This window comes from Belnapia sp. F-4-1, assembly GCF_000802185.1.
Classification (GTDB): domain Bacteria; phylum Pseudomonadota; class Alphaproteobacteria; order Acetobacterales; family Acetobacteraceae; genus Belnapia.
In genome coordinates this window covers 4,228,075-4,251,655 of the sequence record NZ_KN676113.1, presented here as the reverse complement: position 1 = coordinate 4,251,655, position 23,581 = coordinate 4,228,075, and the positions used below count along the sequence as shown (strand labels likewise).

General features: G+C 71.1%; 26 protein-coding genes, 1 other RNA gene and 1 pseudogene. 18 read left to right on the top strand and 10 right to left on the bottom strand.

Annotation, left to right across the window (positions count from 1 at the left end; genetic code table 11):
• Nucleotides 1–2: 2 nt before the first annotated feature.
• On the top strand, nucleotides 3–698 hold the full coding sequence (gene urtE / locus LH62_RS20060) for an urea ABC transporter ATP-binding subunit UrtE (RefSeq protein ID WP_043363795.1): 696 nt from the start codon (nucleotides 3–5) through the stop codon (nucleotides 696–698).
• Here the strand turns inward: urtE and LH62_RS20055 are convergent.
• From LH62_RS20055 to LH62_RS20045, 3 genes are all read right to left on the bottom strand, one after another.
• A complete protein-coding gene (locus LH62_RS20055) occupies nucleotides 684–1,574 on the bottom strand; it encodes an MBL fold metallo-hydrolase (protein WP_043363794.1) in 891 nt (296 codons plus the stop codon). The two genes, urtE and LH62_RS20055, sit on opposite strands and share 15 nt — an antisense overlap.
• A gap of 51 nt (nucleotides 1,575–1,625) precedes the next feature.
• Nucleotides 1,626–2,156 (bottom strand): GNAT family N-acetyltransferase, encoded by a 531-nt coding sequence (locus LH62_RS20050; RefSeq protein WP_043363793.1) that lies wholly within the window; start codon nucleotides 2,154–2,156, stop codon nucleotides 1,626–1,628.
• Between the two features lie 74 nt (nucleotides 2,157–2,230).
• Nucleotides 2,231–3,418 carry an amidase gene (locus LH62_RS20045; RefSeq protein ID WP_236552585.1) on the bottom strand — a complete coding sequence of 396 codons (1,188 nt, stop codon included), beginning with the start codon at nucleotides 3,416–3,418 and terminating at the stop codon, nucleotides 2,231–2,233.
• A gap of 155 nt (nucleotides 3,419–3,573) precedes the next feature.
• On the opposite strand from LH62_RS20045, the gene LH62_RS20040 reads away from it, so the two are divergent.
• From LH62_RS20040 to LH62_RS20030, 3 genes are all read left to right on the top strand, one after another.
• Entirely contained in the window at nucleotides 3,574–4,383 is an 810-nt protein-coding gene (locus LH62_RS20040; protein ID WP_052214736.1) for a ferredoxin--NADP reductase, read from the top strand.
• Nucleotides 4,384–4,586: 203 nt separating this feature from the next.
• Nucleotides 4,587–6,278, top strand: a complete 1,692-nt coding sequence (locus tag LH62_RS20035) for an MFS transporter (RefSeq protein ID WP_201445555.1) — start codon at nucleotides 4,587–4,589, stop codon at nucleotides 6,276–6,278.
• Between the two features lie 112 nt (nucleotides 6,279–6,390).
• Nucleotides 6,391–8,268: an AMP-binding protein gene (locus LH62_RS20030; protein ID WP_043363789.1), complete on the top strand. Its 1,878-nt coding sequence runs from the start codon at nucleotides 6,391–6,393 to the stop codon at nucleotides 8,266–8,268.
• Nucleotides 8,269–8,526: 258 nt separating this feature from the next.
• Here the strand turns inward: LH62_RS20030 and LH62_RS20025 are convergent, their stop codons facing one another.
• From LH62_RS20025 to LH62_RS20010, 5 genes are all read right to left on the bottom strand, one after another.
• Nucleotides 8,527–9,342 carry a TIGR00282 family metallophosphoesterase gene (locus tag LH62_RS20025; RefSeq protein WP_043363788.1) on the bottom strand — a complete coding sequence of 272 codons (816 nt, stop codon included), beginning with the start codon at nucleotides 9,340–9,342 and terminating at the stop codon, nucleotides 8,527–8,529.
• A gap of 4 nt (nucleotides 9,343–9,346) precedes the next feature.
• The gene (locus tag LH62_RS20020; protein ID WP_052214735.1) at nucleotides 9,347–9,940 is read right to left on the bottom strand and encodes a 5-formyltetrahydrofolate cyclo-ligase; all 594 of its coding nucleotides are present in this window, start codon (nucleotides 9,938–9,940) and stop codon (nucleotides 9,347–9,349) included.
• A non-coding RNA gene (gene ssrS, locus LH62_RS29430) (6S RNA) lies at nucleotides 9,927–10,081 on the bottom strand. The genes LH62_RS20020 and ssrS overlap by 14 nt, the downstream gene beginning before the upstream one ends.
• Before the next feature lie 32 nt (nucleotides 10,082–10,113).
• On the bottom strand, nucleotides 10,114–10,437 hold the full coding sequence (locus tag LH62_RS20015; protein WP_043363787.1) for a cell division protein ZapA: 324 nt from the start codon (nucleotides 10,435–10,437) through the stop codon (nucleotides 10,114–10,116).
• An 11-nt stretch (nucleotides 10,438–10,448) separates the two neighbouring features.
• Nucleotides 10,449–10,694: a hypothetical protein gene (locus LH62_RS20010; protein ID WP_043363786.1), complete on the bottom strand. Its 246-nt coding sequence runs from the start codon at nucleotides 10,692–10,694 to the stop codon at nucleotides 10,449–10,451.
• Between the two features lie 71 nt (nucleotides 10,695–10,765).
• On the opposite strand from LH62_RS20010, the gene LH62_RS20005 reads away from it, so the two are divergent.
• The 8 genes and pseudogenes from LH62_RS20005 to LH62_RS31625 all read left to right on the top strand — a co-directional run.
• Nucleotides 10,766–11,209 (top strand): hypothetical protein, encoded by a 444-nt coding sequence (locus LH62_RS20005; protein ID WP_144404556.1) that lies wholly within the window; start codon nucleotides 10,766–10,768, stop codon nucleotides 11,207–11,209.
• Between the two features lie 64 nt (nucleotides 11,210–11,273).
• Nucleotides 11,274–12,200 carry a class I fructose-bisphosphate aldolase gene (locus LH62_RS20000; RefSeq protein ID WP_043363785.1) on the top strand — a complete coding sequence of 309 codons (927 nt, stop codon included), beginning with the start codon at nucleotides 11,274–11,276 and terminating at the stop codon, nucleotides 12,198–12,200.
• Nucleotides 12,197–12,838, top strand: a complete 642-nt coding sequence (gene thiE / locus LH62_RS19995) for a thiamine phosphate synthase (protein ID WP_043363784.1) — start codon at nucleotides 12,197–12,199, stop codon at nucleotides 12,836–12,838. Before LH62_RS20000 ends, thiE begins: the two co-directional genes overlap by 4 nt.
• Entirely contained in the window at nucleotides 12,835–13,251 is a 417-nt protein-coding gene (locus tag LH62_RS19990) for a VOC family protein (RefSeq protein ID WP_201445554.1), read from the top strand. Before thiE ends, LH62_RS19990 begins: the two co-directional genes overlap by 4 nt.
• Before the next feature lie 2 nt (nucleotides 13,252–13,253).
• On the top strand, nucleotides 13,254–14,135 hold the full coding sequence (locus LH62_RS19985) for a PhzF family phenazine biosynthesis protein (RefSeq protein ID WP_043363782.1): 882 nt from the start codon (nucleotides 13,254–13,256) through the stop codon (nucleotides 14,133–14,135).
• Nucleotides 14,128–14,853, top strand: a complete 726-nt coding sequence (locus tag LH62_RS19980; RefSeq protein ID WP_052214733.1) for an FkbM family methyltransferase — start codon at nucleotides 14,128–14,130, stop codon at nucleotides 14,851–14,853. Before LH62_RS19985 ends, LH62_RS19980 begins: the two co-directional genes overlap by 8 nt.
• 51 nt (nucleotides 14,854–14,904) lie before the next feature.
• Nucleotides 14,905–15,321, top strand: coding sequence for a DUF2171 domain-containing protein (locus tag LH62_RS29425; RefSeq protein WP_082012678.1), 417 nt, complete (start codon nucleotides 14,905–14,907; stop codon nucleotides 15,319–15,321).
• A 186-nt stretch (nucleotides 15,322–15,507) separates the two neighbouring features.
• Nucleotides 15,508–15,831 (top strand): annotated as a pseudogene (locus tag LH62_RS31625) (vitamin K epoxide reductase family protein); the annotation flags it as partial.
• Here LH62_RS31625 and epmA read toward each other — a convergent pair.
• Nucleotides 15,797–16,825 carry an EF-P lysine aminoacylase EpmA gene (epmA, locus tag LH62_RS19965; RefSeq protein ID WP_043363781.1) on the bottom strand — a complete coding sequence of 343 codons (1,029 nt, stop codon included), beginning with the start codon at nucleotides 16,823–16,825 and terminating at the stop codon, nucleotides 15,797–15,799. The pseudogene LH62_RS31625 and the gene epmA sit on opposite strands and share 35 nt — an antisense overlap.
• An 11-nt stretch (nucleotides 16,826–16,836) precedes the next feature.
• Between epmA and LH62_RS19960 the strand changes: the two genes are divergently transcribed.
• Entirely contained in the window at nucleotides 16,837–17,844 is a 1,008-nt protein-coding gene (locus LH62_RS19960) for a lysine-2,3-aminomutase-like protein (RefSeq protein WP_236552584.1), read from the top strand.
• On the opposite strand, the gene LH62_RS31230 is transcribed toward LH62_RS19960, so the two are convergent.
• Nucleotides 17,829–18,413: a hypothetical protein gene (locus LH62_RS31230; RefSeq protein WP_043363777.1), complete on the bottom strand. Its 585-nt coding sequence runs from the start codon at nucleotides 18,411–18,413 to the stop codon at nucleotides 17,829–17,831. The two genes, LH62_RS19960 and LH62_RS31230, sit on opposite strands and share 16 nt — an antisense overlap.
• A 279-nt stretch (nucleotides 18,414–18,692) precedes the next feature.
• Between LH62_RS31230 and efp the strand changes: the two genes are divergently transcribed.
• The 5 genes from efp to LH62_RS19930 are packed head-to-tail and all read left to right on the top strand — an operon-like array spanning nucleotide 18,693 to nucleotide 23,541.
• Entirely contained in the window at nucleotides 18,693–19,262 is a 570-nt protein-coding gene (efp, locus tag LH62_RS19950) for an elongation factor P (RefSeq protein ID WP_043340827.1), read from the top strand.
• A gap of 15 nt (nucleotides 19,263–19,277) precedes the next feature.
• Nucleotides 19,278–20,132 carry an inositol monophosphatase family protein gene (locus tag LH62_RS19945; protein ID WP_043363776.1) on the top strand — a complete coding sequence of 285 codons (855 nt, stop codon included), beginning with the start codon at nucleotides 19,278–19,280 and terminating at the stop codon, nucleotides 20,130–20,132.
• A gap of 46 nt (nucleotides 20,133–20,178) precedes the next feature.
• Complete coding sequence (locus LH62_RS28595) at nucleotides 20,179–20,700, top strand: OmpA family protein (protein WP_052214732.1); 522 nt, start codon at nucleotides 20,179–20,181, stop codon at nucleotides 20,698–20,700.
• A 25-nt stretch (nucleotides 20,701–20,725) separates the two neighbouring features.
• A complete protein-coding gene (locus tag LH62_RS19935; RefSeq protein WP_043363775.1) occupies nucleotides 20,726–21,874 on the top strand; it encodes a hypothetical protein in 1,149 nt (382 codons plus the stop codon).
• Entirely contained in the window at nucleotides 21,874–23,541 is a 1,668-nt protein-coding gene (locus LH62_RS19930) for a peptidoglycan -binding protein (protein ID WP_043363774.1), read from the top strand. Before LH62_RS19935 ends, LH62_RS19930 begins: the two co-directional genes overlap by 1 nt.
• Nucleotides 23,542–23,581 lie beyond the last annotated feature (40 nt).

Below are 23,581 nucleotides of genomic sequence, written 5' to 3'. Positions count from 1 at the left end.
CGATGCTGCGCGTTGAAACCATCGACCTCTCCTACGGCGCCTCGCGCTGCCTGCGCGGCGTCTCGCTGGAGGCCGATCCCGGCCGCATCACCTGCGTGCTCGGCCGCAACGGCGTCGGCAAATCCTCGCTAATGCGCGCGATCGTCGGGCTGGAGCGCATCCAGTCTGGCCGCATCCTGTGGGAAGGGAAGGACATCGCCGCCATGGCCCCCGCCGAGCGGGCCCGCGCGGGCATCGGCTACGTCCCGCAGGGCCGCGAGATCTTCCCCTTCCTCACCGTCCAGGAGAACCTCGAGACCGCGCTCGCCGCCGCCCCCCGCGGCAGCAAGGTGCCGGAGGAGGAGATCTTCACCCTCTTCCCCATCCTGAAGCAGTTCCTGAAGCGCCGCGGCGGCGACCTCTCCGGCGGCCAGCAGCAGCAGCTCGCCATCGCCCGCGCGCTGACCGCACGCCCGCGCCTGCTGATCCTCGACGAGCCGACCGAGGGCATCCAGCCCTCCGTCATCAAGGACATCGCCCGCGTCATCCGCCTCCTCGCGCGGGAGAAGAACTTCGCCGTCGTCCTCGTCGAGCAATACTTCGAATTCGCCCGCGAGCTGGCCGACCGCATCGCGGTGATGGTCCGCGGCGAGGTCGCCCTCGGCGGCCTCGTCGAGGAGCTGGAGGACGAGTCCGTCCGCCGCCTACTGACCGTGTAGGCCCCCGCGCAGCACGACGGGAATCCTCATGTAGCGCACGCCGTTGCTCTCGGCCGGCGGGAAGCGCCCAGCCCGCATGTTCACCTGGATCGAAGGCAGCAGCAGCACCGGCGGCGCCAGCTTGGCATCCTTCGCCTCCCGCATGGCGACGAACTCCTCCTCCGTCACGCCGTCCCTCACATGCGGGTTGCGCGCCCGCTGCTCCGCGACGGTGCTCTCCCAGGCGAATTCATCCCGCCCCGGCGCCTTGTAGTCATGCGCGGTGAAGATGCGCGTCTCCGGCGGCAGCGCCAGCAGCTTGCGGATGCTGCGCCACAGCGTCCGCGCATCGCCGCCCGGGAAGTCGCAGCGCGCCGTACCGTAGTCGGGCATGAACAGCGTATCGCCGACGAAGGCCGCATCGCCGATGCGGTAGGCGATGCAGGCCGGCGTATGCCCCGGCACATGGATCACCTCCGCCTCGATGCCGCCGAGCATGAAGCGGTCGCCCTCGGCGAAGAGCCGGTCGAAATCCCCGCCCTCGGGGATGAGGTCGGCGGCATCGAAGACCGGGCGGAAGATCGCCTGCACGTCGCGGATATGCTCGCCGATGCCGATCCGCGCCCCGGTGCGCGCCTTGATGTAGGGCGCCGCCGTCAGGTGGTCGGCATGCACATGCGTCTCCAACACCCAGCGCAAGGCGACGCCCTCCGCCTCCGCCGCGGCGAGGATGGCATCCGCGCCGGCGGTATCCGCCGTGCCGCCGCGATTGTCCCAGTCGAGCACCGGGTCGATGATGGCGCCCTGCCGGCTCGCCGCATCCCAGACCAGGTAGCTGACCGTGTTGGTCGCCGCATCGAAGAAGGCCCGGATCGCCGGGCTGCCGCTTTCCGCCATGGCATCGCCTCCTTGCGAGAGGCCCCAGCATGCGCCCCTCAGGCTGACATGTCAGCCTGGAACATCGCGGTCGGCCATGCCGATGCCGCGCTGCATGAAGACAAGGTCCACCCAGCGGCCGAATTTCAGCCCGGCCGCCTTCATCACCCCCGCCTGCCGGAAGCCGAGCGAGACATGCAGGCCGATGGAGCCGACATTGTCGCTGTCGCCGATCAACGCGAACATCTGGCGGAAGCCGGCCTCGGTAGCACGATCCAGCAGCGCCTTCACCAGCGCTTTGCCGACGCCCTGGCCGCGGACGTCGTTGCGAACATAGATGCTGTCCTCCGCGGCATGGCGGAAGGCGGAGCGGTCGCGGAGCTGGGCGTAGTAGGCGAAGCCGATGATGCCCCTGCCCTCGCCCTCCTCCGCCTCGGCAACCAGCCAGGCCCAGCCCCTTTCCTGCACCTGGGCCAGGCGGCGCGCCATCTCGGCCTCGTCGGGCGGAACCTCCTCGAAGGTGCCGGCGCCGTGCAGGACGTGATGGGCATAGATGTCGGTGATGGCCGGAAGGTCCTCGGGGCCGGCATCACGGATGATCATGCAGCTTGTCCTGGCGAGAGATTCGGTTGCGGCCCCGTCCTAACCGCCGGGGGCGGACGGGACAAGCATTCGACTCAAACGGGTAGGCCAAGTTCCACGGCAAGGTGCTCCGCAAGCGCGAGCAGCGCCCGATCCCGCCCGGCGGCGGCGACCAGGGAGAGCCCGACCGGGGCGCCCTCGGCACGGCCGACGGGCAGGCTTACCTCCGGCAGCCCGGCGAGGCCGGCAATGGCGGTGACGCCCATGCTCCGCTCGCGGATGGCATTCTGCTCCGCTTGGCTGGCGCCGAGCTTCGGCGCCGGCACCGGCGAGGTCGGATAGGCGAGGACGGCTCCGCCGGCCAGCAATGCCCGCATCCGCGCCTGGAAACCGCGGCGGAAGGCGCGGCCAGCGGCCGCCCTGGCCGGGTTCATGCCCTTGGCGGCGGCGAAGCGCTCCGCCACGCCCGGGCCGAATTCGGGCCGCGTCGCCTCGACCCAGGAGCCGAGCGTGGCCCAGGCCTCCTCCGCCTGGGCACAGCGGAAATGCTCGTAGAGGGCGTCGAGCCCCTCCGGCGCGACATCGACGCGAAGCGCCCGGCCGAGCAGCCGCTCCAGCGCCAGCATCGGCTCGGCCAGCGCCACCACGGTGGGCGGGATGGCGTTGATCCAGGCATCGTCCACCTTCAGCAGCGGGCCGAGGCCGGGCCCGGCGCCATCCTCCGGCAGCAGCACGGCGCCGACGCCGGCAAGGATGGAGGCGCGCCTTGCGAACCAGCCCGGCGTGTCGAAGCTCGGTCCGAGGCCGCGGGCCCCGGCGAGGCTGATGGCGCCCCAGCTCGGCCGGATGCCGAAGACGCCGCAATAGCTGGCCGGGATGCGCACCGAGCCACCGGTATCCGACCCCATGGCGAAATCGACGAGGCCCGCGGCGACGGCGGCGGCCGAGCCGCAGGAGGAGCCGCCGGGAAAACGGTCCGGTGCCGCCGGGTTGAGCGGCGTGCCGTACCAGACATTCTCGCCGGTCAGCCCATAGGCCAGTTCCACCGTCTTGGTCTTGCCGCACAGGCTGGCCCCGGCCTGCAGCAGGGCCTGAATGACGGGCGCCGTCGCCGCCGCGGGCGGCTGGGTGCGGGCCCAGTCCGGGTTGCCGTAGCCGGTTGGGCTGCCAGCGACGTCGAAAAGGTCCTTCACCGCGAAGTTGAGGCCGGCGAGGGGCCCCTCCGCCGCACCTGCAAGCTCGAGACGAGGGCCGGGCAGGAAGGGGCTGTCGCGATCGGTCATGGCATGCGGCATGGCGGCCTCGCTCGGCGGGTTTCGTTGCGACGCGATCCTGCCCTGCGGGGCGGGGCGGGCGAAAGACCAATCTCGCGCGTGCATGGCAGGCATTTCACGACGGTAGTTGCATCTTTCGCCGCAGCGCAGCATGTAGCAATGCCATGAACGCCCTCGCTCCCAGCCCGAAACCCGCCATCCCGCCGGCCTTCAACGGCGAGACGGTCACCTGGGTCCATCACTGGACCGACCGGCTCTTCTCCTTCCGCTGCACGCGGGACCCGGGGTTGCGCTTCGTCGCCGGGCAGTTCGCCATGATCGGGCTCATGGCCGAGGGCAAGCCGCTGGTGCGGGCCTATTCCATCGTCAGCCCGCCTTGGGAGGAGGAGCTCGAATTCCTTTCCATCAAGGTGCAGGACGGGCCGCTGACCTCACGCCTCCAACACATCAAGCCGGGCGACACGGTCGTCATCGGCAAGAAGCCAACGGGTACGCTGCTCACCGAGAATCTGCTGCCGGGCAAGACTCTCTGGCTGATCGCCACGGGCACCGGACTCGCCCCTTTCATGTCGCTGATCCGCGAGCCGGATGTCTATGAGCGCTACGAGCATGTGGTGGTCTGCCACACGGTGCGTGAGGTGAAGGAGCTGGCCTACCGCCAACTCATCAGCGAGGAGCTGCCACGGCACGAATTCCTCGGCGAGATGCTGGCGGGCAAGCTGCTCTACTACCCGAGCGTGACGCGCGAGCCCTTCCCCACCCAGGGCCGCATCACCGACCTGATCGAATCGGGCAAGATCTTCACCGATCTCGGCCTGCCCGCGCTCTCGCCCGAGCAGGACCGGGTGATGCTTTGCGGCTCCGAGGCAATGAATGCCGATGTGAAGGCGCTGCTCGAGGCGCGCGGCTTCACCGAGGGCTCGAACAACGAGCCGGGCAGCTACGTGCTCGAAAAGGCCTTCGTCACCAAATAGATCGCGGTTAATCCCGCTTTCATCGCGGGTTAAGGAAGCTCGCGATCCGCTTGCCTTTCCGGCCATCCGTTGCCATCCTGGCAAGGTTGGGTCCCGGCGGCGGCTGGCGGTGGTGGCGTTGCGGCATGCAGTCGGGGGCCCTCCCCGCAGCCTGCCCCCTGCCCCTCCCCTGGCTGCGATTGGCCGGGAGGAAAGGGCAGGAAATGAGCGCAAACACCGCAACCTCGGGGGCCGCGGGACGGGCGGCGCCGATGACGAAGGAAGAGAGGAAGGTCATCCTCGGCTCCTCGCTGGGGACCGTCTTCGAGTGGTACGACTTCTACCTCTACGGCAGCCTCGCCGGGCTCATCGGCACCCACTTCTTCAGCCAGTACCCCGAGGGCACGCGCAACATCTTCGCGCTGCTGACCTTCGCGGCCGGCTTCCTCGTGCGCCCCTTCGGCGCCCTGGTCTTCGGCCGCATCGGCGACCTGGTGGGGCGGAAATACACCTTCCTCGTCACCATCGTCATCATGGGCGCCTCGACTTTCATCGTCGGCCTGCTGCCCGGCTCGGAGACGATCGGCATCGCCGCGCCCATCCTGCTGATCCTGCTGCGCTGCCTCCAGGGACTCGCGCTCGGCGGCGAGTATGGCGGTGCCGCGACCTATGTCGCCGAGCACGCGCCGAACGGGCGGCGGGGCTTCTACACCTCCTTCATCCAGATCACCGCGACGGCGGGGCTCTTCCTTTCGCTGCTCGTCATCCTCGGCGTCCGCACCTGGACGGGCGAGGCGGATTTCGCGGCCTGGGGCTGGCGCGTGCCCTTCCTCGTCTCGATCGTCCTGCTCGGCATCTCGGTGTGGATCCGCTCGACGCTGAACGAGAGCCCGGCCTTCCAGAAGATGAAGACCGAGGGCACCGGCTCCAAGGCGCCGCTGTCGGAGGCCTTCGGCCAGTGGAGCAACGCCAAATGGGCGCTGCTCGCGCTGCTCGGCCTGACCATGGGCCAGGCGGTGGTCTGGTACACCGGGCAGTTCTACGCCCTGTTCTTCCTCGGCTCGATCCTCAAGGTCGACGGCCCCACGACGAACCTGCTGATCGCCTGGTCGCTGCTCCTCGGCTCCGGCGGCTTCGTGCTGTTCGGCTGGCTGTCCGACAAGATCGGCCGCAAGCCGATCATCCTCGGCGGCTGCCTGATCGCGGCGCTGACCTACTTCCCGCTGTTCAAGCTGCTGACGGCGGAGGCCAACCCGGCGCTGCACCAGGCGCAGCAGACCATCCCAGTGCAGGTGCTGACGGATCCGGACAGCTGCTCCTTCCAGTTCAACCCGGTCGGCACCGCCCGCTTCACCCAGCCCTGCGACATCGCCAAGTCGGCGCTGGCGCGGGCCTCGGTGCAGTATTCGGTCGAAGGCGGCGTGGCGGCGGGCGAGACGGCGATCCGCATCAACAACGGCGCGCCGATCCGGGCGACGGACCCGGCCTTCGCCCAGCAACTCGCGGCGGGGCTGACGGCGGCGGGCTACCCGGCCGCCTCCAACCCGACGGTGGTGAAGATGGCCGGGCCCTTCGACATCTTCCGCGAGCAGCCGGCGGTCATCATCGGCGTGCTGACCGTGCTGGTGATCTACGTCACCATGGTCTACGGGCCGATCGCGGCGGCGCTGGTGGAGCTTTTCCCGACGCGCATCCGCTACAGCTCGATGTCGCTGCCCTACCATATCGGCAATGGCTGGTTCGGCGGCCTGCTGCCGGCCACCTCGCTGGCGATGGTGGCCCAGACCGGCGACATCTATTTCGGTCTCTGGTACCCGATCGTGATCGCACTCGCGACCTTCGTCATCGGGATGATCTTCATTCCGGAGACCAAGGACCGCGACATCTTCGACGACGCATCCTCCACCACGCGCTGACCGGCGCGGCAGGGCTGGAGCAGGGCGCCGGGGGCAACCCCGGCGCCTTTTTTCATGCCGCTTGCCGCCGGGCTGCGGGCTTGCCACCTTCCCCGAAACGGGGAGCGAAACCATGCAAGGCTATGACGCCACCTACGCCGCCTGGCGGGCCCATCCGGAGGCCTATTGGCGCGAGGCCGCGCAAGGCATCGATTGGGACCGCGCACCGGAGCGCATTTTCGACGCGGAAGCCGGCGTCTACGGCCGCTGGTTCCCCGATGCGCGGCTGAACACCTGCCACAACGCGCTCGACCGCTACGTCGCCGCCGGCCGCGGGGCCCAGCCCGCCCTGCACTACGACAGCCCGGTGACGGGCCGCAGCACCACCTACACCTACGACGCCCTGCTTGCCCGCGTGGCGAAGCTCGCCGGGGCGCTGGCCGCCCGCGGCATCGGCCAGGGCGACCGCGTCGTCATCTACCTCCCCATGGTGCCCGAGGCGCCCATCGCCATGCTCGCCTGCGCCCGGCTCGGCGCGGTCCACTCCGTCGTCTTCGGCGGCTTCGCGGCCGCCGAGCTGGCGGCCCGCATCGCCGACGCCCAACCCAAGCTCGTCATCTCCGCCTCCTGCGGCATCGAGCCGGGCCGCGTCGTCGCCTACAAGCCACTGCTCGACGCCGCGATCGGCCTCTCCCCGCACAAGCCGGCGCACTGCCTGATCCTGCGCCGCCCCGAGCTGGACTGCGCCCTCACCCCCGGCCGCGACGAGGACCTGCTCGAGGCCGAGGCCGCCGCCGCCCCGCACCCCTGCGTCCCCGTTGCCGCCACCGACCCGCTCTACATCCTCTACACCAGCGGCACGACGGGGAAGCCGAAGGGCGTCGTCCGCGACAATGGCGGCCATGCCGTCGCCCTGCACAACTCCATGCGCATGCTCTACGGCATCGGCGCCGGCGACGTGATGTTCACCGCCTCCGATGTCGGCTGGGTCGTCGGCCATTCCTACATCGTCTACGCCCCGCTCCTGGCCGGCGCGACCACCGTGCTCTACGAGGGCAAGCCGGTCGGCACGCCGGATGCCTCCGCCTTCTGGCGGGTCTGCGCGCAGTACCGGGTGAAGGCGATGTTCACCGCCCCCACCGCCATGCGCGCCATCAAGCGCGAGGACCCGGAGGGCCGCCTGATGACCGGCCACGACCTTTCGGCGCTTGAGGCCCTCTTTCTCGCCGGCGAACGCTGCGACCCACCGACCGCCGAGTGGGCCGCCGGCCTTCTGCGGCGCCCGGTGATCGACCATTGGTGGCAGACCGAGACGGGCTGGGCCATCACCGGCAATTTCCGCGGCCTCGGCCTGTTCGAGCCGCGCTTCGGCAGCGGCGGCAAGCCCTCGCCCGGCTACGAGGTCGCCGCCCTCGACGATGCCGGCCAGCCCCAGCCCCCCGGCCAGACCGGCACACTCGCCATCCGCCTGCCGATGCCCCCCGGCTGCCTGCCGACGCTCTGGCAGGCGGACGACCGTTGCCGCGAGGCCTATCTCGAGGCCTTCCCCGGCTGGTACAACACCTCAGACGCCGGCGTCATCGACGCCGAGGGCTATGTCTCCGTCATGTCCCGCACCGACGACATCATCAACGTCGCCGGCCACCGCCTCAGCACCGGCGCGATGGAGGAGGTCCTGGCCGCCCACCCCGACGTCGCCGAATGCGCCGTTCTCGGCGTGAAGGACAGCCTGAAGGGCCAGGTCCCCCTCGGCCTCGTCGTCCTCAAATCCGGCACAACGAAGTCCGAGGCCGATCTCGCCCGCGAGCTGGTGGCCATGGTCCGCGACCGCATCGGCCCCGTCGCCGCCTTCAAGGACGCCAAGGTGGTGTCCCGCCTGCCCAAGACCCGCAGCGGCAAGATCCTCCGCGCCACCCTCCGCAAGATCGCCGATGGCGAGAGCTACACCGTGCCGCCGACCATCGACGACCCGGCGATCCTCGACGAGATGCAGGCGAGCCTCGGGCGGTAGGTCCTAGGCGGTCTTCCTGTCATGCTTGGGCTCGACGGCGAGGTGGAAGGCTACCGGAAGCCCGGCCGCCGAAGACCTTGCCTCCAGGGCATCCGTAACGTTACAATAATATCTGCCCGAACCCTCGCGGCACCTGGGCCGCTCGCCCCCGCCTCAAACCCTAAATCCCTCAAATCTGCCCATCGAGCTGAAGCTGTTCAGCGGCTTTCCAGGCGCCGGCTTCAAGCCCTGAAGAATTGAGGCGCGACGAGCGGGCTTCTACACGCCCGGCATCGCCTGCGACAGCCTCCCGCCCAGCCGCACCGGTGCGACGCCCAGCGCCAGCCCGGTCGCATCGTCCGTCTCGACGAAGAGCCCGCAGAGCGTCGCCTCGCCCTCCGCCGGAGCCAGCTTCTCCCCCGGCATCTTGCGCCAGAAGCGCAGCGCAGCGCCGCCCTTCTGCATGCCGATGACGCTGTCATAGTCGCCGCACATGCCGGCATCGCTCTGGTAAGCGGTACCGCCGGCGAGGATCTGGTGGTCCGCCGTCGGCGTATGCGTATGGGTGCCGATCACGAGGCTGGCGAGGCCGTCGAAGCTGTGGCCGAAGGCGTATTTCTCGCTCGTTGCCTCGGCGTGCACGTCGATCACTGCCGCATGGATGGTCTGACCGAGGCGATGCCGCTGCAACTCCGCCTGGACAGCCCGGAAAGGGTCATCCAGCGCGTCCATGAACAGCCGGCCCATCACGTTGACGACGAGCGCGCGACGGTTGCCGGGCACATCGACAACCACCGCACCGCGGCCGGGCGTACCGGGCGGGAAATTCGCCGGGCGGATGACGCGCGGCTCGGTCTCGAGGAAGGGGATGATCTCCTTCCGGTCCCAGGCATGGTTGCCGAGGGTGATGACATCGGCCCCGGCGGCGAGGAAGGCGCGTGCCATATCGGGCGCGAGGCCGAAGCCATGGCTGGCATTCTCGCCATTCACCACGACGAGGTCGGCGCGGAGGCTGGCACGGAGGCCGGGAAGCTTCGCCGTCAGGGCATCACGCCCGCTGCGGCCGACGACATCGCCGAGGAAAAGGAGTCTCAACCGGTCACACCCCGCATCGCACCATGCCCGCTTCCGTCGCCACCATAGGCAGCCGCCAATCCTCGGGCCCGGCCGGCACCTCCGCCATCTCCTGCGCGGCATAGGCGCAGCCGATGGGCATCGCCTCGGGCAGCAGGGCCAGCGTCCGGTCGTAATAGCCGCCGCCATAGCCAAGGCGGCGCCCGGCGCGGTCGAAGGCGAGCAAGGGGACGAGGAGCCATCCAGGCGTCACAGCCTCGCCCTCGGCCGGCTGGCTGGTGCCCATCGGGCCGCGGGCGAGCGGCGCACCGAACTGCCAGCGGCGGAAAATCAGCGGCTGGCCGCGGCGCGGCGTCACCGGCAGGGCGAGCGGGTGGCCCCGCGCCTCGAGCGCCTGGAGCAGCGGGCGGATGTCGATCTCCTCGCCCATGGGCCAGAATCCGCCGACAAGGGCACCGGGCGGCGGCGGGGCTTCGGCGAGGAGTCGCTCGGCCAGCCGCGTGCCGAGCCGCGGGTCGCAACCGGCACGCCGCGCGAGCGCCTGGCGACGAGCCTCGCCCTTCAGGCCGGTAAGCAATTCGGCGCAGAAGGCCGTGCTGTCTGAGTGCGGAGCCACCATGGCCGTCGGCGTCTCATCCTCCCAAGGCCTGCGTGAGCAGGTGGGCACCGGGTACCCGGACCAAGATCCGGACAGAGCCAGCTCCCGGAGGATGCTTATTGGCCCTGGGGATGAATTACCAGACGCACCGGGCAGCCCCGCCCGATGCATATAGGCGCTGAGGCACCCCGAGACTAGGTGTTGCGGTCCAGCGTCTGCGCCAGCCCCTCGATCCGCTCGGCGATGCGCGCCAGGCGGTCGGCGAGCTGCGGGTCGGCGCCGCCCGGCTGGCCGCTGCGCAAGCGGTCGATCTCCACGCGCAGGTCGCCGCCCTCGTCGGCCAGCAGCAGCGCGACATGCAGCAGCATCCGTGCCTCGGAGAACTGCCCGCCCATGCCGCGGATCAGCCGGACCTTCTCCTCGATCTGCTGGGCGAGGGCGAGGACATGCCCCTCCTCGCCGTCCTTGCAGCCGATGGTGTGGCTGTAGCCATTGACCCGGACGGTGACCTGCCCCACGCGCTACCCCCTCAATACGTCTCGGCCGGCGGCGGCTCCGGTGGCGCCTCCGGCCGCAGCTCCTCCGCCAATGCTCCGCGCAGCCGGGCGATGGTCGCCTCCAGCCGCTCGGCCATGGCGGCAACCTCGGCACGGGGCACCATGTCGCCCTCGGCGGCTGGAAGATGGCCGCGGGCGAAGGCCTCGGTAAGCCGCTCCACCGCCGCTTCCAGGCGCGCCGCCGCCACCCCGACCGGATCCCTCGCGCTGTCGCTCATGCCTCTCCACCGGGACGCGTCGCCGATGGACGCGCTGGACGGCGCCGCACCGGCATGCTGGAAGGCTTCGCATGGGTGCCGAGGCGGGTCAACGGCCAGGGAAAATGCCGGAGGCGCTGCCGCCGGCCGTCCGCGTGCATGGGCGGGCGGAGGCCGAGGCGGCGCTGGCCCTGGTCGGGCCGCTCGGCGCCACGCTGCTGTCGGCGCCCGGGATGGCGCCTGGCGTCTTCCTCGCCATGGTTGCGGCGGCAGCGGCGGCGCGGCCGGGCCTGCCGCATCGGGTGATGATGGATTGCGCGGAGGCGCCCGGCCTGGCGCTGGCGGCGCTGCGGGCCGGGCTGCGGCTGCTGGTCCTGGCCCCATGCCCGGCTTTCGGCGCCGTCGCCGCCGCGGCGGAGGAATATGGCGCGGAGCTTCGGCCGGAGCCGCCACCAGCCTTCGATCCGGGCCGGATCGACCTCAATTCGCCCGGCGGACGCAACAAGCTCGCGCAATGGCTATGTCCGGCCGGGTGACAGGAACGCAACCCCGCGCTACAGGACGCGCCGCACGCGACGACACGGCTGCAAAGGGACTCCGATGAAGCTTTCCCGCAAGGTCAAGGACATCCTCTCCTGGTATGAGAGCGACAACCCGGGGACCAAGGCCAACCTCGCCCGCATCCTGATGGAGGGCAAGCTCGGCGGCACCGGCCGCATGGTGATCCTCCCCGTCGACCAGGGTTTCGAGCACGGTCCGGCCCGCTCCTTCGCGCCGAATCCGGCCGCCTACGACCCGCGCTACCATTTCGAGCTGGCCGTCGAGGCGGGGCTCAACGCCTATGCCGCTCCGCTCGGCATGATCGAGGCGGGGGCGGCGAGCTATGCCGGCGCCATCCCGACCATCCTCAAGGTCAACAGCTCCAACAGCCTCTCCACCACCAAGGACCAGGCGCTGACCGGCAGCGTCTCCGACGCGCTGCGCCTCGGCTGCTCGGCCATCGGCTTCACCATCTATCCGGGCTCCGAGTACCAGTTCGAGATGATGGAGGAGCTGCGCGAGATGGCGGAGGAGGCGAAGGCCGCCGGCCTCGCCGTCGTCGTGTGGAGCTACCCGCGCGGCCCGATGCTGGACAAGGTGGGTGAGACGGCGCTCGATATCTGCGCCTATGCCGCCCACATGGCGGCGCTGATGGGTGCCCACATCATCAAGGTGAAGCCGCCGACCGAGGCGATCTTCCTGGATGCCGCCAAGAAGACCTACGAGAAGTCGCCGGTGCCGAACCTCGCCGAGCTGTCGGGCCGCATCACCCATGTGGTGCAGGCCTGCTTCGGCGGGCGCCGGCTGGTGGTCTTCTCCGGCGGCGAGGCCGGCACCGTGGACAGCATGATGGCGATGGCGCGCGGCATCCATGCCGGCGGCGGCAACGGCTCCATCATCGGGCGGAACACCTTCCAGCGGCCGAAGGCGGAGGCGCTGCAGCTGCTCTCCGACATCATCGGCATCTACAAGGGCCCCGCCGCCTGAGCGAGCAGGGCTGCCGGCTCTACCTGATCACCCCGCCGGCCTTCGAGCCGGCGGGGTTTTCGGCGCGGCTGGCGGAAGCGCTGGACGCGGGCGACGTCGCCGCCCTGCAGATCCGGCTTAAGGATGCCGATGACGACACGGTGCGCCGCGCGACGGAAGCCATGCTGCCCGTCGCCCAAGCCCGCGGCGTCGCCGTGCTGATGAACGACCGCGCCGACCTCGCCGCGGAGCTGGGCTGCGACGGCGCCCATCTCGGCCAGGAGGATGGCGACCATGCCGCCGCCCGGCGCCTGCTGGGGCCCGAGCGGACGCTCGGCATCACCTGCCACGGCAGCCGCCACCTGGCGATGGAGGCCGGCGAGGTCGGCGCCGACTACGTTGCCTTCGGCGCATTCTTCCCGACCTCCACCAAGGAGGCGAAGCACCGCGCCGAGCCTGGCCTGCTGGAATGGTGGCAGGAATTCTTCGAGCTGCCCTCGGTCGCCATCGGCGGCATCACCGCGGCCAATTGCGCCCCGCTGGTGCGGGCGGGGGCGGATTTCCTCGCCGTGGTCGGCGCCGTCTGGAACCACCCCGAGGGCCCCGCCGCCGGCGTGCGCGCGATGAACCGGGCCATCGCCGAGGCGATGGCGGGGTGAGGCAGCCGGCGCTCGTGCCGGAGCTGATGGTGACGGAGCTCCGTCGCAGCCTCGCCTTCTGGTGCGGCCCCTGCGGCTTCACCGTGCTTTACGACCGGCCCGAGGACGGCTTCGCCTGCATCGAGCGGGGCGGCTCGCGCCTCATGCTCGACGAGCTGCCGAAGGACCGGCCGCATCGCTGGCAGGTGGCGGAGACGGTGCCTCCCTTCGGCCGGCATGTGAATTTCGAGATGGCGGTGGAGGCGGTGGAGCCGATCCTCGAGGCGCTGGCCGCCATCGGCTGGCCGCTCTTCATGCCGCCGGAGGTGCAGCACTACCGCATCGGCACGGGCGGCGTGACCGTGCGGCAGTTCCTGGTGCAGGATCCGGACGGCTACCTGATCCGCTTCTCGGAGGCACAGGAGGAGGCCTGACCATGCGGCTTGAGTTCGAGACGGCGGATGTCTTCACCGAGCGCCGCTTCGGCGGCAACCCCCTCGCCGTCGTCTTCGATGCCGCCGCCCTCGACACGGCCGCGATGCAGCGCCTGGCGCGAGAGTTCAACCTTTCCGAGACCGTCTTCGTCCTCGCAGCCGAGGGCCATACGGCCCGCATCCGCATCTTCACCCCGGGCTCCGAACTGCCCTTCGCCGGCCACCCGAATGTCGGCGCGGCGGTGCTGCTGGCGCGGCGGCTTGGGATCGCGGGCGAGGAGGTGCTGCTCGACCAGGCTGCCGGGCGGGTGGTGGCACGGCTGGCGCGGGACGAGGCCGGTGCCGTCACCGGCGCCGAAATCGAGGCCCCACGCCCCTTCGCCGAGATCGCACCCTTCACGGCGGAGGCAGCGGCGGCCTGCGCGGGCCTGCCCGCCTCGGCCATTGTCACGCGGACCCATGCGCCGCTCATCGGCGGCTGCGGCAACAGCATCGCCTTCGCCGAGGTCACCGACGCGGCGGCGCTGGCCTCGGCAAACCCCGATGCGACGGCATTCCGCGCGCATCTGCCGGTGAGCGTGGCGACGGGGCTCTACCTGCATGCGCCGCTGCCGGATGGGCGGAGGCGAGGCCGGATGTTCGGCCCGCTGGAGGGCATCCCCGAGGACCCGGCAACCGGCAGCGCCAATGTGGCCCTTGCCGCGCTGCTGCTGCGGGCATCGGGCGGCGACGGCATCGCGCTTGACGTCGAGCAGGGCATCGAGATGGGCCGGCCGAGCCGGCTTGCGATTCGCGCCTGGCGGGACGCCGCGGGCGGGCTGCGCGCCGCGGTCGGCGGCGGGGTGGTGCCGGTCTCGCAGGGCACCATCCGCGCCGATGGATGAGCTCGGCTTCCACCGCGCCCTGTACCGTCCGGGGACGCTGCTCGATATCGGCGCGCATGAGGGCGGCTTTACCCTGCCGCTGGCCGCCCTGCCCGGCTCGCGCGTCCTCGCCTTCGAGCCCCTGCCGGCGAGCTTCGCCCGGCTCCGCGCCGCCGCCGGCCATCTTGCGCATGTGACGCTCCGGCAGGAGGCGCTCGGCGACGCGACGGGCGAGGCGGTGCTGCGCCTTCCGGTCGTCGATGGCGTGCCGAACGCGCAGTGGGCGAGCCTCGCCAAGCGCTATGACGGCCACGGGGCGCATGTCGGCGAGCGGCAGGTCACGGTGCCGCTGCGCCGGCTCGACGAGTTCGGCCTCGACGACCTGACGGCAGTGAAGCTCGATGCCGAGGGGGCGGAATACGAGGTGCTGCGCGGCGCCGTGGAGACGCTGCGGCGCTGCCGCCCCGTCCTCTCGATCGAGATCGAGGAACGTCACCGGCCCGGCAGCACCTGGGCGGTGCCGGCCTTCCTCGACGCGCTTGGGTATGACGGCCTCTGGGAGCATTGGGGCGACTGGCGGCCCATTGCCGAGTTCGACCGCGCCACCATGCAGGTGGCGAGCCCGGACCCCTCCGTCTTCGCCGCCTCCGACCCCTATGTCTTCGTCTTCTACTTCCTGCCGCGCGAGCGGGCGCCGGCCATGCTGGATCGGTTGCGGAAGGCAGAAGCCGGCGGCTGAACCCCAGCCCCTCCCCGCCCGTTCCCCTGCAGGACACGGCAGGAGGGACGCATGGCCAACGCAGCAGACCTCGCCCATGGCGAGATTCCCGACCACATCCCAGTCATCGGCAGCGACGGGCGTAACGTCGGCACGGTGGACGGCACCGAGGGCGAGTACATCAAGCTGATGCGCGACGAGCAGGGCCAGCATCGCTGGCTACCGCGCAAGCTGGTGGCAAGCCTCGAGGGCGGGCTGGTGCGCCTGTCGCTCCCGGCGGCCCAGGCGGCGGAGGCCATGGTGGACGAGGCGGAGCTGGCCCGGCGCATGGCGCTCGACCCGGATGCGGGAGCGGCTTTCGGGCGGCCGGACGACAGCGGGCCGCACGGCAGCCGCGCCCAGGCGCATGGGCCGAAGGGCAGCCCGAACCATCTCCAGGGCGGCCAGCGCCTGGCCGCCGATGGCGGCATCAACACCCATCGGAAGTAGGGCGATGGCACCCCCTCCCGGGCTGCTCTCGCGCGAGCTGCGCCTCGGCCGCGGGCCCGACCTGCGGCGGCGGCGCTAGATCCTGGGTTTGTCGCTGCTCGGCACGCTGGCGGCGCAGATCGTCACCCTGTTCCAGATGGGGGTGGTCCGGCGGCTGCCGGACCCGCCGGCCCCTTCGATTCGAGCCGCGTCGATGCCTCGGACTACCGCTACAGCCGGCCGCAGATGCCGGACGGGGCCTTGATGCTCGTCACCTACGGCGTGACCGCGGCGCTGGCCGCCGCCGGCGGGCGCGACCGAGCGGAGGAGATGCCGGCCCTGGCACTGGCGCTGGCGGCCAAGACAGGTCGGGATTCCTACAACTGCCTCAAGCTCGGCCAGGAGGAATGGGCAGAGAACCGGGCCTTCTGCACTTATTGCCAAGTGGCGACCCTAGCCTCGCTGGCGAGCCTCGCCCTCGCCCTCCCGGAGGTGGTCAGGGCAGCGCGGGTAGCCACAGCACGTCGCTGATCCGGCGGGCGCCGGATGCCAGCATCGCCAGCCGGTCGAAGCCGAGGGCGATGCCGCTGCCCTCCGGCATGCCGTGCTCCAGCGCGGCGAGGAATTCCTCGTCGATGTCCCAGGCCTCGCCGGGGTGCTGCGCGCGGCGGGCCTCCGTATCGGCGATGAAGCGGGCGCGCTGCTCGACGTGGTCGGTCAGCTCGTCGAAGGCATTGGCCAGCTCGATCCCGCCAATGAAAAGCTCGAAGCGCAGCGCGGCGCGCGGGTCGGCCGGATCGCGCCGGGCGAGCGCCGCCTGCGGCGCCGGCCAATGGGTGAGGAAGGTCGCCCGCTCCCGCCCGAGATGCGGCTCGACCCGCTCCAGCAGCAGGCGGAAGAACAGGTCTTCCCACCCCTCGCCCTCGCGCGGCGAACTGCCGATGGCGCTGGCTGCGGCACCGAGCGCGCCGGCGTCGCCCTCCGTCGCCAGGATGTCGAGCCCGCCGCACCAGCGGTCGAAGGCCTCGGCCATGGTGATCCGCTCGAAGGGCCGGGTCAGGTCGGTCTCCACCCCCTCATGGCGGACGCGCGGCGGGCAGACACTGCGGACGAAATCCTCTGCCTGGTCCATCAGCCCGGCGAGGCCGAGGCCCGGCGCATACCATTCGAGCATGGTGAACTCCGGGGCGTGGCGCGGGCTCGCCTCGCCGTTGCGCCACACCCGGGCCAGCTCGAAGACCGGGCCGGCGCCGGCGACGAGCAGGCGCTTCAGCGCCAGTTCCGGCGAGGTGCGGAGCCAGAGCGTCCGCCGCGCGCCGACGCCGAGATGGGGCAGGTATTCGCTGCGGAAGGCCTGGAGATGCACCTCCATCCCCGGCACGGGCACGAGGCAGGGCGTCTCCACCTCGGTGAATCCGCGGCTGGCGAAGAAATCGCGGGTGGCCGCCGTCAGCGCGGCGCGGCGGCGGAGGAAGGGCAACCGGTTGGCGAGGCTTTCCGGGTGCCAGTTCGGCAAGGGAGGCATTGCCGCGGAGCATGCCAGGGATTAGCTCCCGCCGCATCATGCTGACCCGCACCCTCCGCAGCGCCGCCGATCTCGCCGATGCCGGGCTGCTGCCCGCCGATGCCGTGGACGCCGTGGCACGGGTCGGCGCGCGCTACAGCATCGCCGTGACGCCCGCCATCGCCGGGCTGATCGACCGCGCCGATCCGGCGGACCCCATCGCCCGGCAATACATCCCCGATGCCGCCGAGTTGCTGACCGCCTCGCACGAACTCGAGGACCCGACGGCGGATGCGCCCCACACCCCGGTCGCGGGCGTGGTGCACCGCTACCCGGACCGGGCACTGCTGAAGCCGCTGCTGGCCTGCCCGGTCTATTGCCGCTTCTGCTTCCGCCGCGAAGCGGTCGGCGCCGATGGCGGCGTGCTGGGCGAGGCGGCGTTGGAGGCCGCGCTCGGCTGGTTCGCGCAGACGCCGACGGTGCGGGAGGCGATCCTCACCGGCGGTGATCCGCTGATGCTCTCGCCGCGGCGGCTGGGCGCGATCCTCGGACGGCTCGCGGCGATGCCGCATATCGAGCTGCTGCGCATCCACAGCCGCGTGCCGGTGGCGGCGCCCGATGTCGTCACCCCGGCGCTTGCGGAGGCGCTCGGGGCGGTGGCGAGGCCGCTTTACCTTTGCGTCCATGCCAACCACGCGCGGGAATTCTCGACCGCCGCCATCGCGGCGCTCGGGCGGCTGCACCGCGCGGGCGTCGTGCTGCTCGGGCAGAGCGTGCTGCTGCGCGGCGTCAACGACAGCGTCGAGGCGCTGGAGGCGCTGTTCCGCGCCATGCTGCGGGCGCGGGTAAAGCCCTACTACCTCCACCAGCTCGACCCGGCGCCGGGGACGGCGCGCTTCGCCGTGCCGGTGGAGGAAGGCCGCGCGCTGCTCAGGGCGCTGCGCGGGAGGGTCAGTGGCCTCGCCTGGCCGACCTATGTGCAGGAACGGCCGGGCGGTGCCGGCAAGGTGCCGCTCGGCCCGGCCTATGACGGCGCCTGATCGCGCCGGATAGGCTGCGCCTCGACCTGGCGGCTGACGGCGACCGGTTCGCGCTCCAGCAGCGGCGCCTGCGGGCCCTTCAGCCGAGGCTCGGCCGGCGGCACCAGCCAGCCCGCCGCATAGGGGCCGCGCACGGCAACCAGCGCCAGGATCGCCAGCAGGAAGAGCAGGCCGAAGGGGAAGCCGTTGCCGATCGTCAGCAGCATGTTGACGATGCCGGCGCCGAGCAGGATGACCACCAGCACGGCGCTGCGCTGCGGCTCCGTCAGCCCGTCATACCAGAGGTTCCAGCGGTAGAGGCTGTCGGCGCCCTCGATGCGCATCTGCGCGCGGCCCTGCTGCTCCGGGTGCGGATGGACCCAGCCCATGGCATGCGGCAGGCGGATCGCGGTCAGCGCCGCGATGGCGAGGAGAACCAGCAGGGCGAAGGGGAAGCCGATTGTGACCGTCAGCCACATGTTGACGGCGCCGATCAGCACCACCGCTCCGGCGACGACGTTGAACCGCAGGTCCTCGGGCGCCTGGTCATACAGGCGGTTCCAGTGCTGCACGCGCTCGGCATAGGCCATGGATATTCCCCTCCGGGTTGGTTTTCGGCTTGTGCACTCTCCAGTCTCAATGCGGCCCCAAGTCAAAGGCGGCAGGCACGCTATCGCTTGCGTCGGCGTCATGAAAGCAGGAGCGCCAGCCGCGGGATCACATGGGCTTGACGGTAAGCGCGCCGGGGACGGATCGGTCGGCGAGGTTGCCAGCGGGATGCTTGCCCGTTAAACCCCGCCCGGTCCGCGTGCCGGCCCCGTCGGCGCGCCACTGCTCATTCCGCCCTTTCAGACGTCAGGTCCCGCCCCATGGCAAAGATGCAAGCCAACCAGATGCGTGCCGGCATGGTCATCGAGTTCGAAGGCCAGCGCTACACCATCCTCAAGCAGAACATCATGATCCCGGGCAAGGGCAACGCGATCATCCAGGTCGACATGCGCAACATCAAGACCGGCGCGAAGAAGGACCAGCGCTGGCGCACGGCGGATACCGTCGAGCGGCTGATGACCGAGGACAAGGAGTTCACCTACTCCTATGCCGAGGGCGACACGCTCATCCTGATGGACCCGGAGACCTACGAGCAGACGACGGTGTCGAAGGACATCCTCGGCGACCGGCTGCCCTTCCTGGTCGAGAACATGACCGTCGGCGTGCGGCTGATCGAGGGCGAGCCGGTGGCGATGACCCTGCCGCCGCAGGTGACGCTCGAGGTGGTCGAGGCCGACCCGGTGGTGAAGGGGCAGACCGCCGCCTCCTCCTACAAGCCGGCCATGCTGTCGAACGGCGTGAAGACCATGGTGCCGCCTTTCGTCACCACCGGCGAGAAGATCGTCGTGAGCACCGAGGACGCCTCCTACGTGGAGCGGGCCAAGGGCTAAGGGAGGAATCGAGTCTTGGCGTCTCCTGCCCGTCTCTCGCCCGCGCTCAATGTCGTCGTCTCGGCGGTGCAGAAGGCCGGGCGCCGGCTGCTGCGCGACTTCGCCGAGGTCGAGCAGCTCCAGGTTTCGGCCAAGGGGCCCGGCGACTTCGTTTCCCAGGCCGACCTGCGGGCGGAGGAGACGCTTCGTCAGGATCTCGGCCGGGCGCGGCCCAATTTCGCCTTCCTCATGGAGGAAAGCGGCACCCATGGCGCAGATGACTGGGAATGGCGCTGGGTGGTCGATCCGCTCGACGGCACCAGCAATTTCCTCCACGGCATCCCGCACTGGGCGATCAGCGTCGGCATCGAGCGGCGGCTGGAGGACGGGCGGAGCGAACTCGTCGCCGGCGTCGTCTACAACCCGGCCGCGAACGAGATCTTCTGGGCGGAGCGGGGCGTCGGCGCCTTCCTGAACGACCGGCGGCTGCGCGTTTCCGGGCGGAAGGACATGCGGGAGGCGTTGTTCGCCACCGGCATCCCCTTCGCCGCGGCGCCGCGCCGCGCGGAGTTCACCCATACCCTCGCCCGCATCATGCCGCAGGTGGCGGGCATCCGGCGCTTCGGCGCGGCCTCGCTCGACCTCGCCTGGGTGGCGGCGGGCCGCTACGACGGCTACTGGGAGCTGAACCTGAAGAAGTGGGACATCGCCGCGGGCCTCGTCCTGGTGCGGGAGGCGGGCGGCTTCGTCACCGACCCGCAGGGCGGCGATGCCTATTACGCGGAGGGCAATGTGGTCGCCGGCAACCAGGCGCTGCAGGGCAAGCTGCGCGAGGTGGTGGCGGAGGGCGTGGCCGCCGCCGAGGCGAGCCGCCAGCGCCAAGCCGGCTGAGGCCGCGCCATGGACCTCGGCATCGGCCATGTCCTAGTTTGGTGAAGTGACGCGCTTCGCCCTCGCCCTCTGGCTGCTGGCCAGCCTGCATCCGGCCGCGGCTCAGCCGGCGGGGACGGAGGAGAGCATCCCTGCCCCGCCCGCCGCGACGGAGCCGAGCCCGGCCGATCTGAGCCGGCCTGCTGCCCCTGCTCCACCCCGGCCGGGACCAGCCCTGCATGGGCTGCCGGCCTTGCTGGAAGCCCTGCCCGATGGGGGAGCACGGCTGCGCTTCGCCCCCGGGGCCGAAGGGCTCCCACAAGGGGCCGAGGCCAGCCTCGCCGAATTCGGCCGGCGAATTGGCGCCGGGCCGCCCGGGCGGGTGACGGTGACGACCCAGGCCTCCGCCCCGGTCGCCGATATCTCCATCGCGCGGCGGTTGAGCCTCGCCCGGGCGCTGGCCGTGAAGCAGGCCCTTGCCGCGGCCGGGGTGGCACCGACGCGGATCGACCTGCGCCCGATGGGCCACACCGCCGAGGCACTGGACGCCGCCGACATCCAGCCGCCCGCGCCGCCGCCGGCACGATGAGGCGCAACCGGATGGAGATCGGTCGATGACCCCCCCGCTCCGCTTCCTCTGGCGCATGCTGATCTTCCTGGCCGTGGTGCTTGGGGTCGGGCTGCTGCTGGCGCCGGAACTCGCCACCGCCTTCGGCGCCAATCCGCTGCTGAACGGGCTGATCCTCGGCGTGCTGTTCATCGGCATCGCCTGGAATCTCCGCCAGGTGCTGGTGCTGAAGCCGGAGGTCGCCTGGCTCGAAAATTTCCGCGCCCCGAAGCTCGGCGCTCCGGCCCAGCCGGCCCCGAGCCTGCTCGGGCCGATGGCCAGCATGTTCTCCGCCCGGCGCTCCGACCGGCTCTCGCTCTCGGCGCCGGCGATGCGGAGCGTGTTGGACGGCATCGCCTCCCGCCTCGACGAGACACGGGAATTGTCGCGCTACATGACCGGGCTGCTGATCTTCCTCGGCCTGCTCGGCACCTTCTGGGGCTTGCTGCTGACCATCGGTTCGGTTTCCGAGGTGATCGGGGGGATGTCGGTCGGGTCGGGCGACCTCAACCAGCTCTTCAACCAGTTGAAGACCGGCCTCGCCCAGCCGCTGCGGGGCATGGGAACGGCCTTCTCCTCCTCCATGCTGGGGCTGGCGGGGGCGCTGGTGCTCGGCTTCCTCGATCTCACGGCGGGACAGGCGCAGAACCGCTTCTACAACGAGCTGGAGGAATGGCTGGCCGGCATCACCCGCCTATCCTCCGGCGTGCTCGGCGATGCGGGCGGCGAGGCCATGGGCAGCGTGCCGGCCTATGTGCAGGCGCTGCTGGAGCAGACGGCGGAAAATCTGGAGGGGCTCCAGCGCATCCTGGCGCGGGGCGAGGAGGGCCGGGCGCAGACTGGCCAGGCGATGCTGACCCTCACCGAACGGCTGACGGCACTGACCGACCAGATGCGGGCAAGCCAGTCCCTCATGCTGCGCGTCGCGGAGCAGCAGGCGCAGCTCGCCCCGGTGCTGACGCGGCTGGCCGATACACAGGCGCAACCGCAAGCCGACGAGGTGCTGCGCGGCCATCTGCGCAATGTTGAGCTGCACCTCGCCCGGCTGGCCGAGGACGTGGCGCAGGGGCGGCAGCAGGCGACCAACGAAATCCGCAGTGAGATCAAGCTTGTTGCGCGCACGATCGCAGCGCTGTCCGAAGATCAGTCCCGGTAATGGCGGGGTCTGGCGGAAGGCGCCGGGCACGGGGGGGCGGCGGGCTCGATGCCTGGCCGGGCTATGTGGATGCGCTGTCGACGCTCCTCATGGTGCTCATCTTCGTGCTGCTGGTCTTCGTGCTGGCGCAGGGCTTCCTGTCCGTCGCCCTTTCCTCGCGCGACCGGGCGCTCGACCGGCTGAACCGGCAGGTGGCCGAACTGGCCGAGCTGCTGTCGCTGGAGCGCGGCCAGACCGGCGAGTTGCGGAGCGCCCTCACCCGCACCGCCGAGGAGCTTCGCGGCGCGGCGGCAGCGCGAGACGCCCTGCAGACGCAGCTGCGCGACCTGAGGGAGGAGCGGGACCGGCTGTCCACCGAGCGTGATGCGGCGCGCGGCGAGCGGGACCAGCTGACGGCCCGCCTTGCCGATCTGGAGCTGACCAGCCGCGGCGCCCCGGAGCGCATCGCCACGCTGGAACGCCAGCTGGCCGATGCCTTGCAGCGGGCCGAGGCGACCGGCGGCGATGCCGCACAGACCGTCGCCCGGCTGACCGAGGCGACGCGGACACTCGCCGCCGAGCGTGGCGCGCGGCAGCAGCAGGAGACGCGGGCAGCCGATCTCGACCGGCAGCTCGGCGAGGCGCGGGGCGCGACCGAGACGGCGCGCCAGGAGCTGGCCGGGCTGCGGCGGCAGCTCCAGGAGGCGCAGGGCCAGCTTGCAGAGGCGCAGCGCCAGCTTGCGACCATGCGGCAGGAGATGGCGGCGCTCGACCAGCAGGTGAAGGCGGATCGGGCCACCATCGAGGCGCGGCTCTCCGATGTCGCCCGGCTCAACGAGCAGGTGCGGGCGCTGACCGCGTTGCGGGACCAGTTGGAGCGCCAGGCGCAGGAGGCGGCACGGCGCGCCGGCGACGAGGCTCAGCGCCGCACCACGGCCGAGGCGGCCACCGGCAGCGAACAGGAGCGCCGCCTCGCCGCCGAGCGGGCCGCGGCGGCGGAAACGGAGCGGCGACAGGCCGCCGAGCGCGTGGCGGGCGAGCAGACCCGCCTTGCCGAGAGCGCCCGCGCCCAGGTCGCCCTGCTCGGCCGCCAGATCGAGGAATTGCGCAACCAGCTCGCCCGGATCGCCGCGGCGCTGGATGCGGCCGAGACCTCCGGGCGGGACAAGGATGCGCAGATCAGCGCACTCGGCACCCGGCTGAACGCGGCACTCGCTGCCCGCGTCGAGGAACTGCAGCGCTATCGCAGTGATTTCTTCGGTCGGCTGCGCGATGTGCTCGGCGATCGGCCGGACGTCCGCATCGTCGGCGACCGCTTCGTCTTCCAGTCGGAGGTGCTGTTCCCGCCCGGCAGCGCCGAGCTGTCCCCGACCGGGCAGCAGCAGATCAGGGCCATCGCCAGGGTGCTGCAGGACCTCGCTTCGAGAATACCGCAGGATGTGAACTGGCTGCTCCGCGTGGACGGCCATGCCGACCGCACCCCGATCCGCAGCCCACGCTATGCCAGCAACTGGGAGCTCTCGGCCGCGCGGGCCATCGCCGTCTCGCAGCTCCTGATGGCGGAAGGGCTGCCGCCGAACCGGGTGGCGGCGACGGCTTTCGGCGACAACCAGCCGCTAGACCCTGGCGAGACGCCGGAGGCGCTGGCGCGCAACCGGCGGATCGAGCTGCGGCTGACCGACCGGTAGAGCAAGCCCCGAAGGGAGTGAAGTCACCGATCGGAGTGAA

Coding starts and splice junctions, on each gene's coding strand:
- LH62_RS20010 (WP_043363786.1), bottom strand. CDS start 10,694: ATGAGCGACAGCGCGAGGGATCCGGTCGGGGTGGCGGCGGCGCGCCTG.
- LH62_RS20040 (WP_052214736.1), top strand. CDS start 3,574: ATGAACGCCCTCGCTCCCAGCCCGAAACCCGCCATCCCGCCGGCCTTC.
- LH62_RS29425 (WP_082012678.1), top strand. CDS start 14,905: ATGGCCAACGCAGCAGACCTCGCCCATGGCGAGATTCCCGACCACATC.
- LH62_RS20030 (WP_043363789.1), top strand. CDS start 6,391: ATGCAAGGCTATGACGCCACCTACGCCGCCTGGCGGGCCCATCCGGAG.
- LH62_RS20005 (WP_144404556.1), top strand. CDS start 10,766: ATGGGTGCCGAGGCGGGTCAACGGCCAGGGAAAATGCCGGAGGCGCTG.
- epmA (WP_043363781.1), bottom strand. CDS start 16,825: ATGCCTCCCTTGCCGAACTGGCACCCGGAAAGCCTCGCCAACCGGTTG.
- LH62_RS19935 (WP_043363775.1), top strand. CDS start 20,726: ATGACCCCCCCGCTCCGCTTCCTCTGGCGCATGCTGATCTTCCTGGCC.
- LH62_RS19985 (WP_043363782.1), top strand. CDS start 13,254: ATGCGGCTTGAGTTCGAGACGGCGGATGTCTTCACCGAGCGCCGCTTC.
- LH62_RS20055 (WP_043363794.1), bottom strand. CDS start 1,574: ATGGCGGAAAGCGGCAGCCCGGCGATCCGGGCCTTCTTCGATGCGGCG.
- LH62_RS31230 (WP_043363777.1), bottom strand. CDS start 18,413: ATGGCCTATGCCGAGCGCGTGCAGCACTGGAACCGCCTGTATGACCAG.
- efp (WP_043340827.1), top strand. CDS start 18,693: ATGGCAAAGATGCAAGCCAACCAGATGCGTGCCGGCATGGTCATCGAG.
- LH62_RS20035 (WP_201445555.1), top strand. CDS start 4,587: ATGAGCGCAAACACCGCAACCTCGGGGGCCGCGGGACGGGCGGCGCCG.
- LH62_RS20050 (WP_043363793.1), bottom strand. CDS start 2,156: ATGATCATCCGTGATGCCGGCCCCGAGGACCTTCCGGCCATCACCGAC.
- LH62_RS19930 (WP_043363774.1), top strand. CDS start 21,874: ATGGCGGGGTCTGGCGGAAGGCGCCGGGCACGGGGGGGCGGCGGGCTC.
- LH62_RS20045 (WP_236552585.1), bottom strand. CDS start 3,418: ATGACCGATCGCGACAGCCCCTTCCTGCCCGGCCCTCGTCTCGAGCTT.
- LH62_RS19980 (WP_052214733.1), top strand. CDS start 14,128: ATGGATGAGCTCGGCTTCCACCGCGCCCTGTACCGTCCGGGGACGCTG.
- LH62_RS19960 (WP_236552584.1), top strand. CDS start 16,837: ATGCCAGGGATTAGCTCCCGCCGCATCATGCTGACCCGCACCCTCCGC.
- LH62_RS20000 (WP_043363785.1), top strand. CDS start 11,274: ATGAAGCTTTCCCGCAAGGTCAAGGACATCCTCTCCTGGTATGAGAGC.
- LH62_RS20020 (WP_052214735.1), bottom strand. CDS start 9,940: ATGGTGGCTCCGCACTCAGACAGCACGGCCTTCTGCGCCGAATTGCTT.
- urtE (WP_043363795.1), top strand. CDS start 3: ATGCTGCGCGTTGAAACCATCGACCTCTCCTACGGCGCCTCGCGCTGC.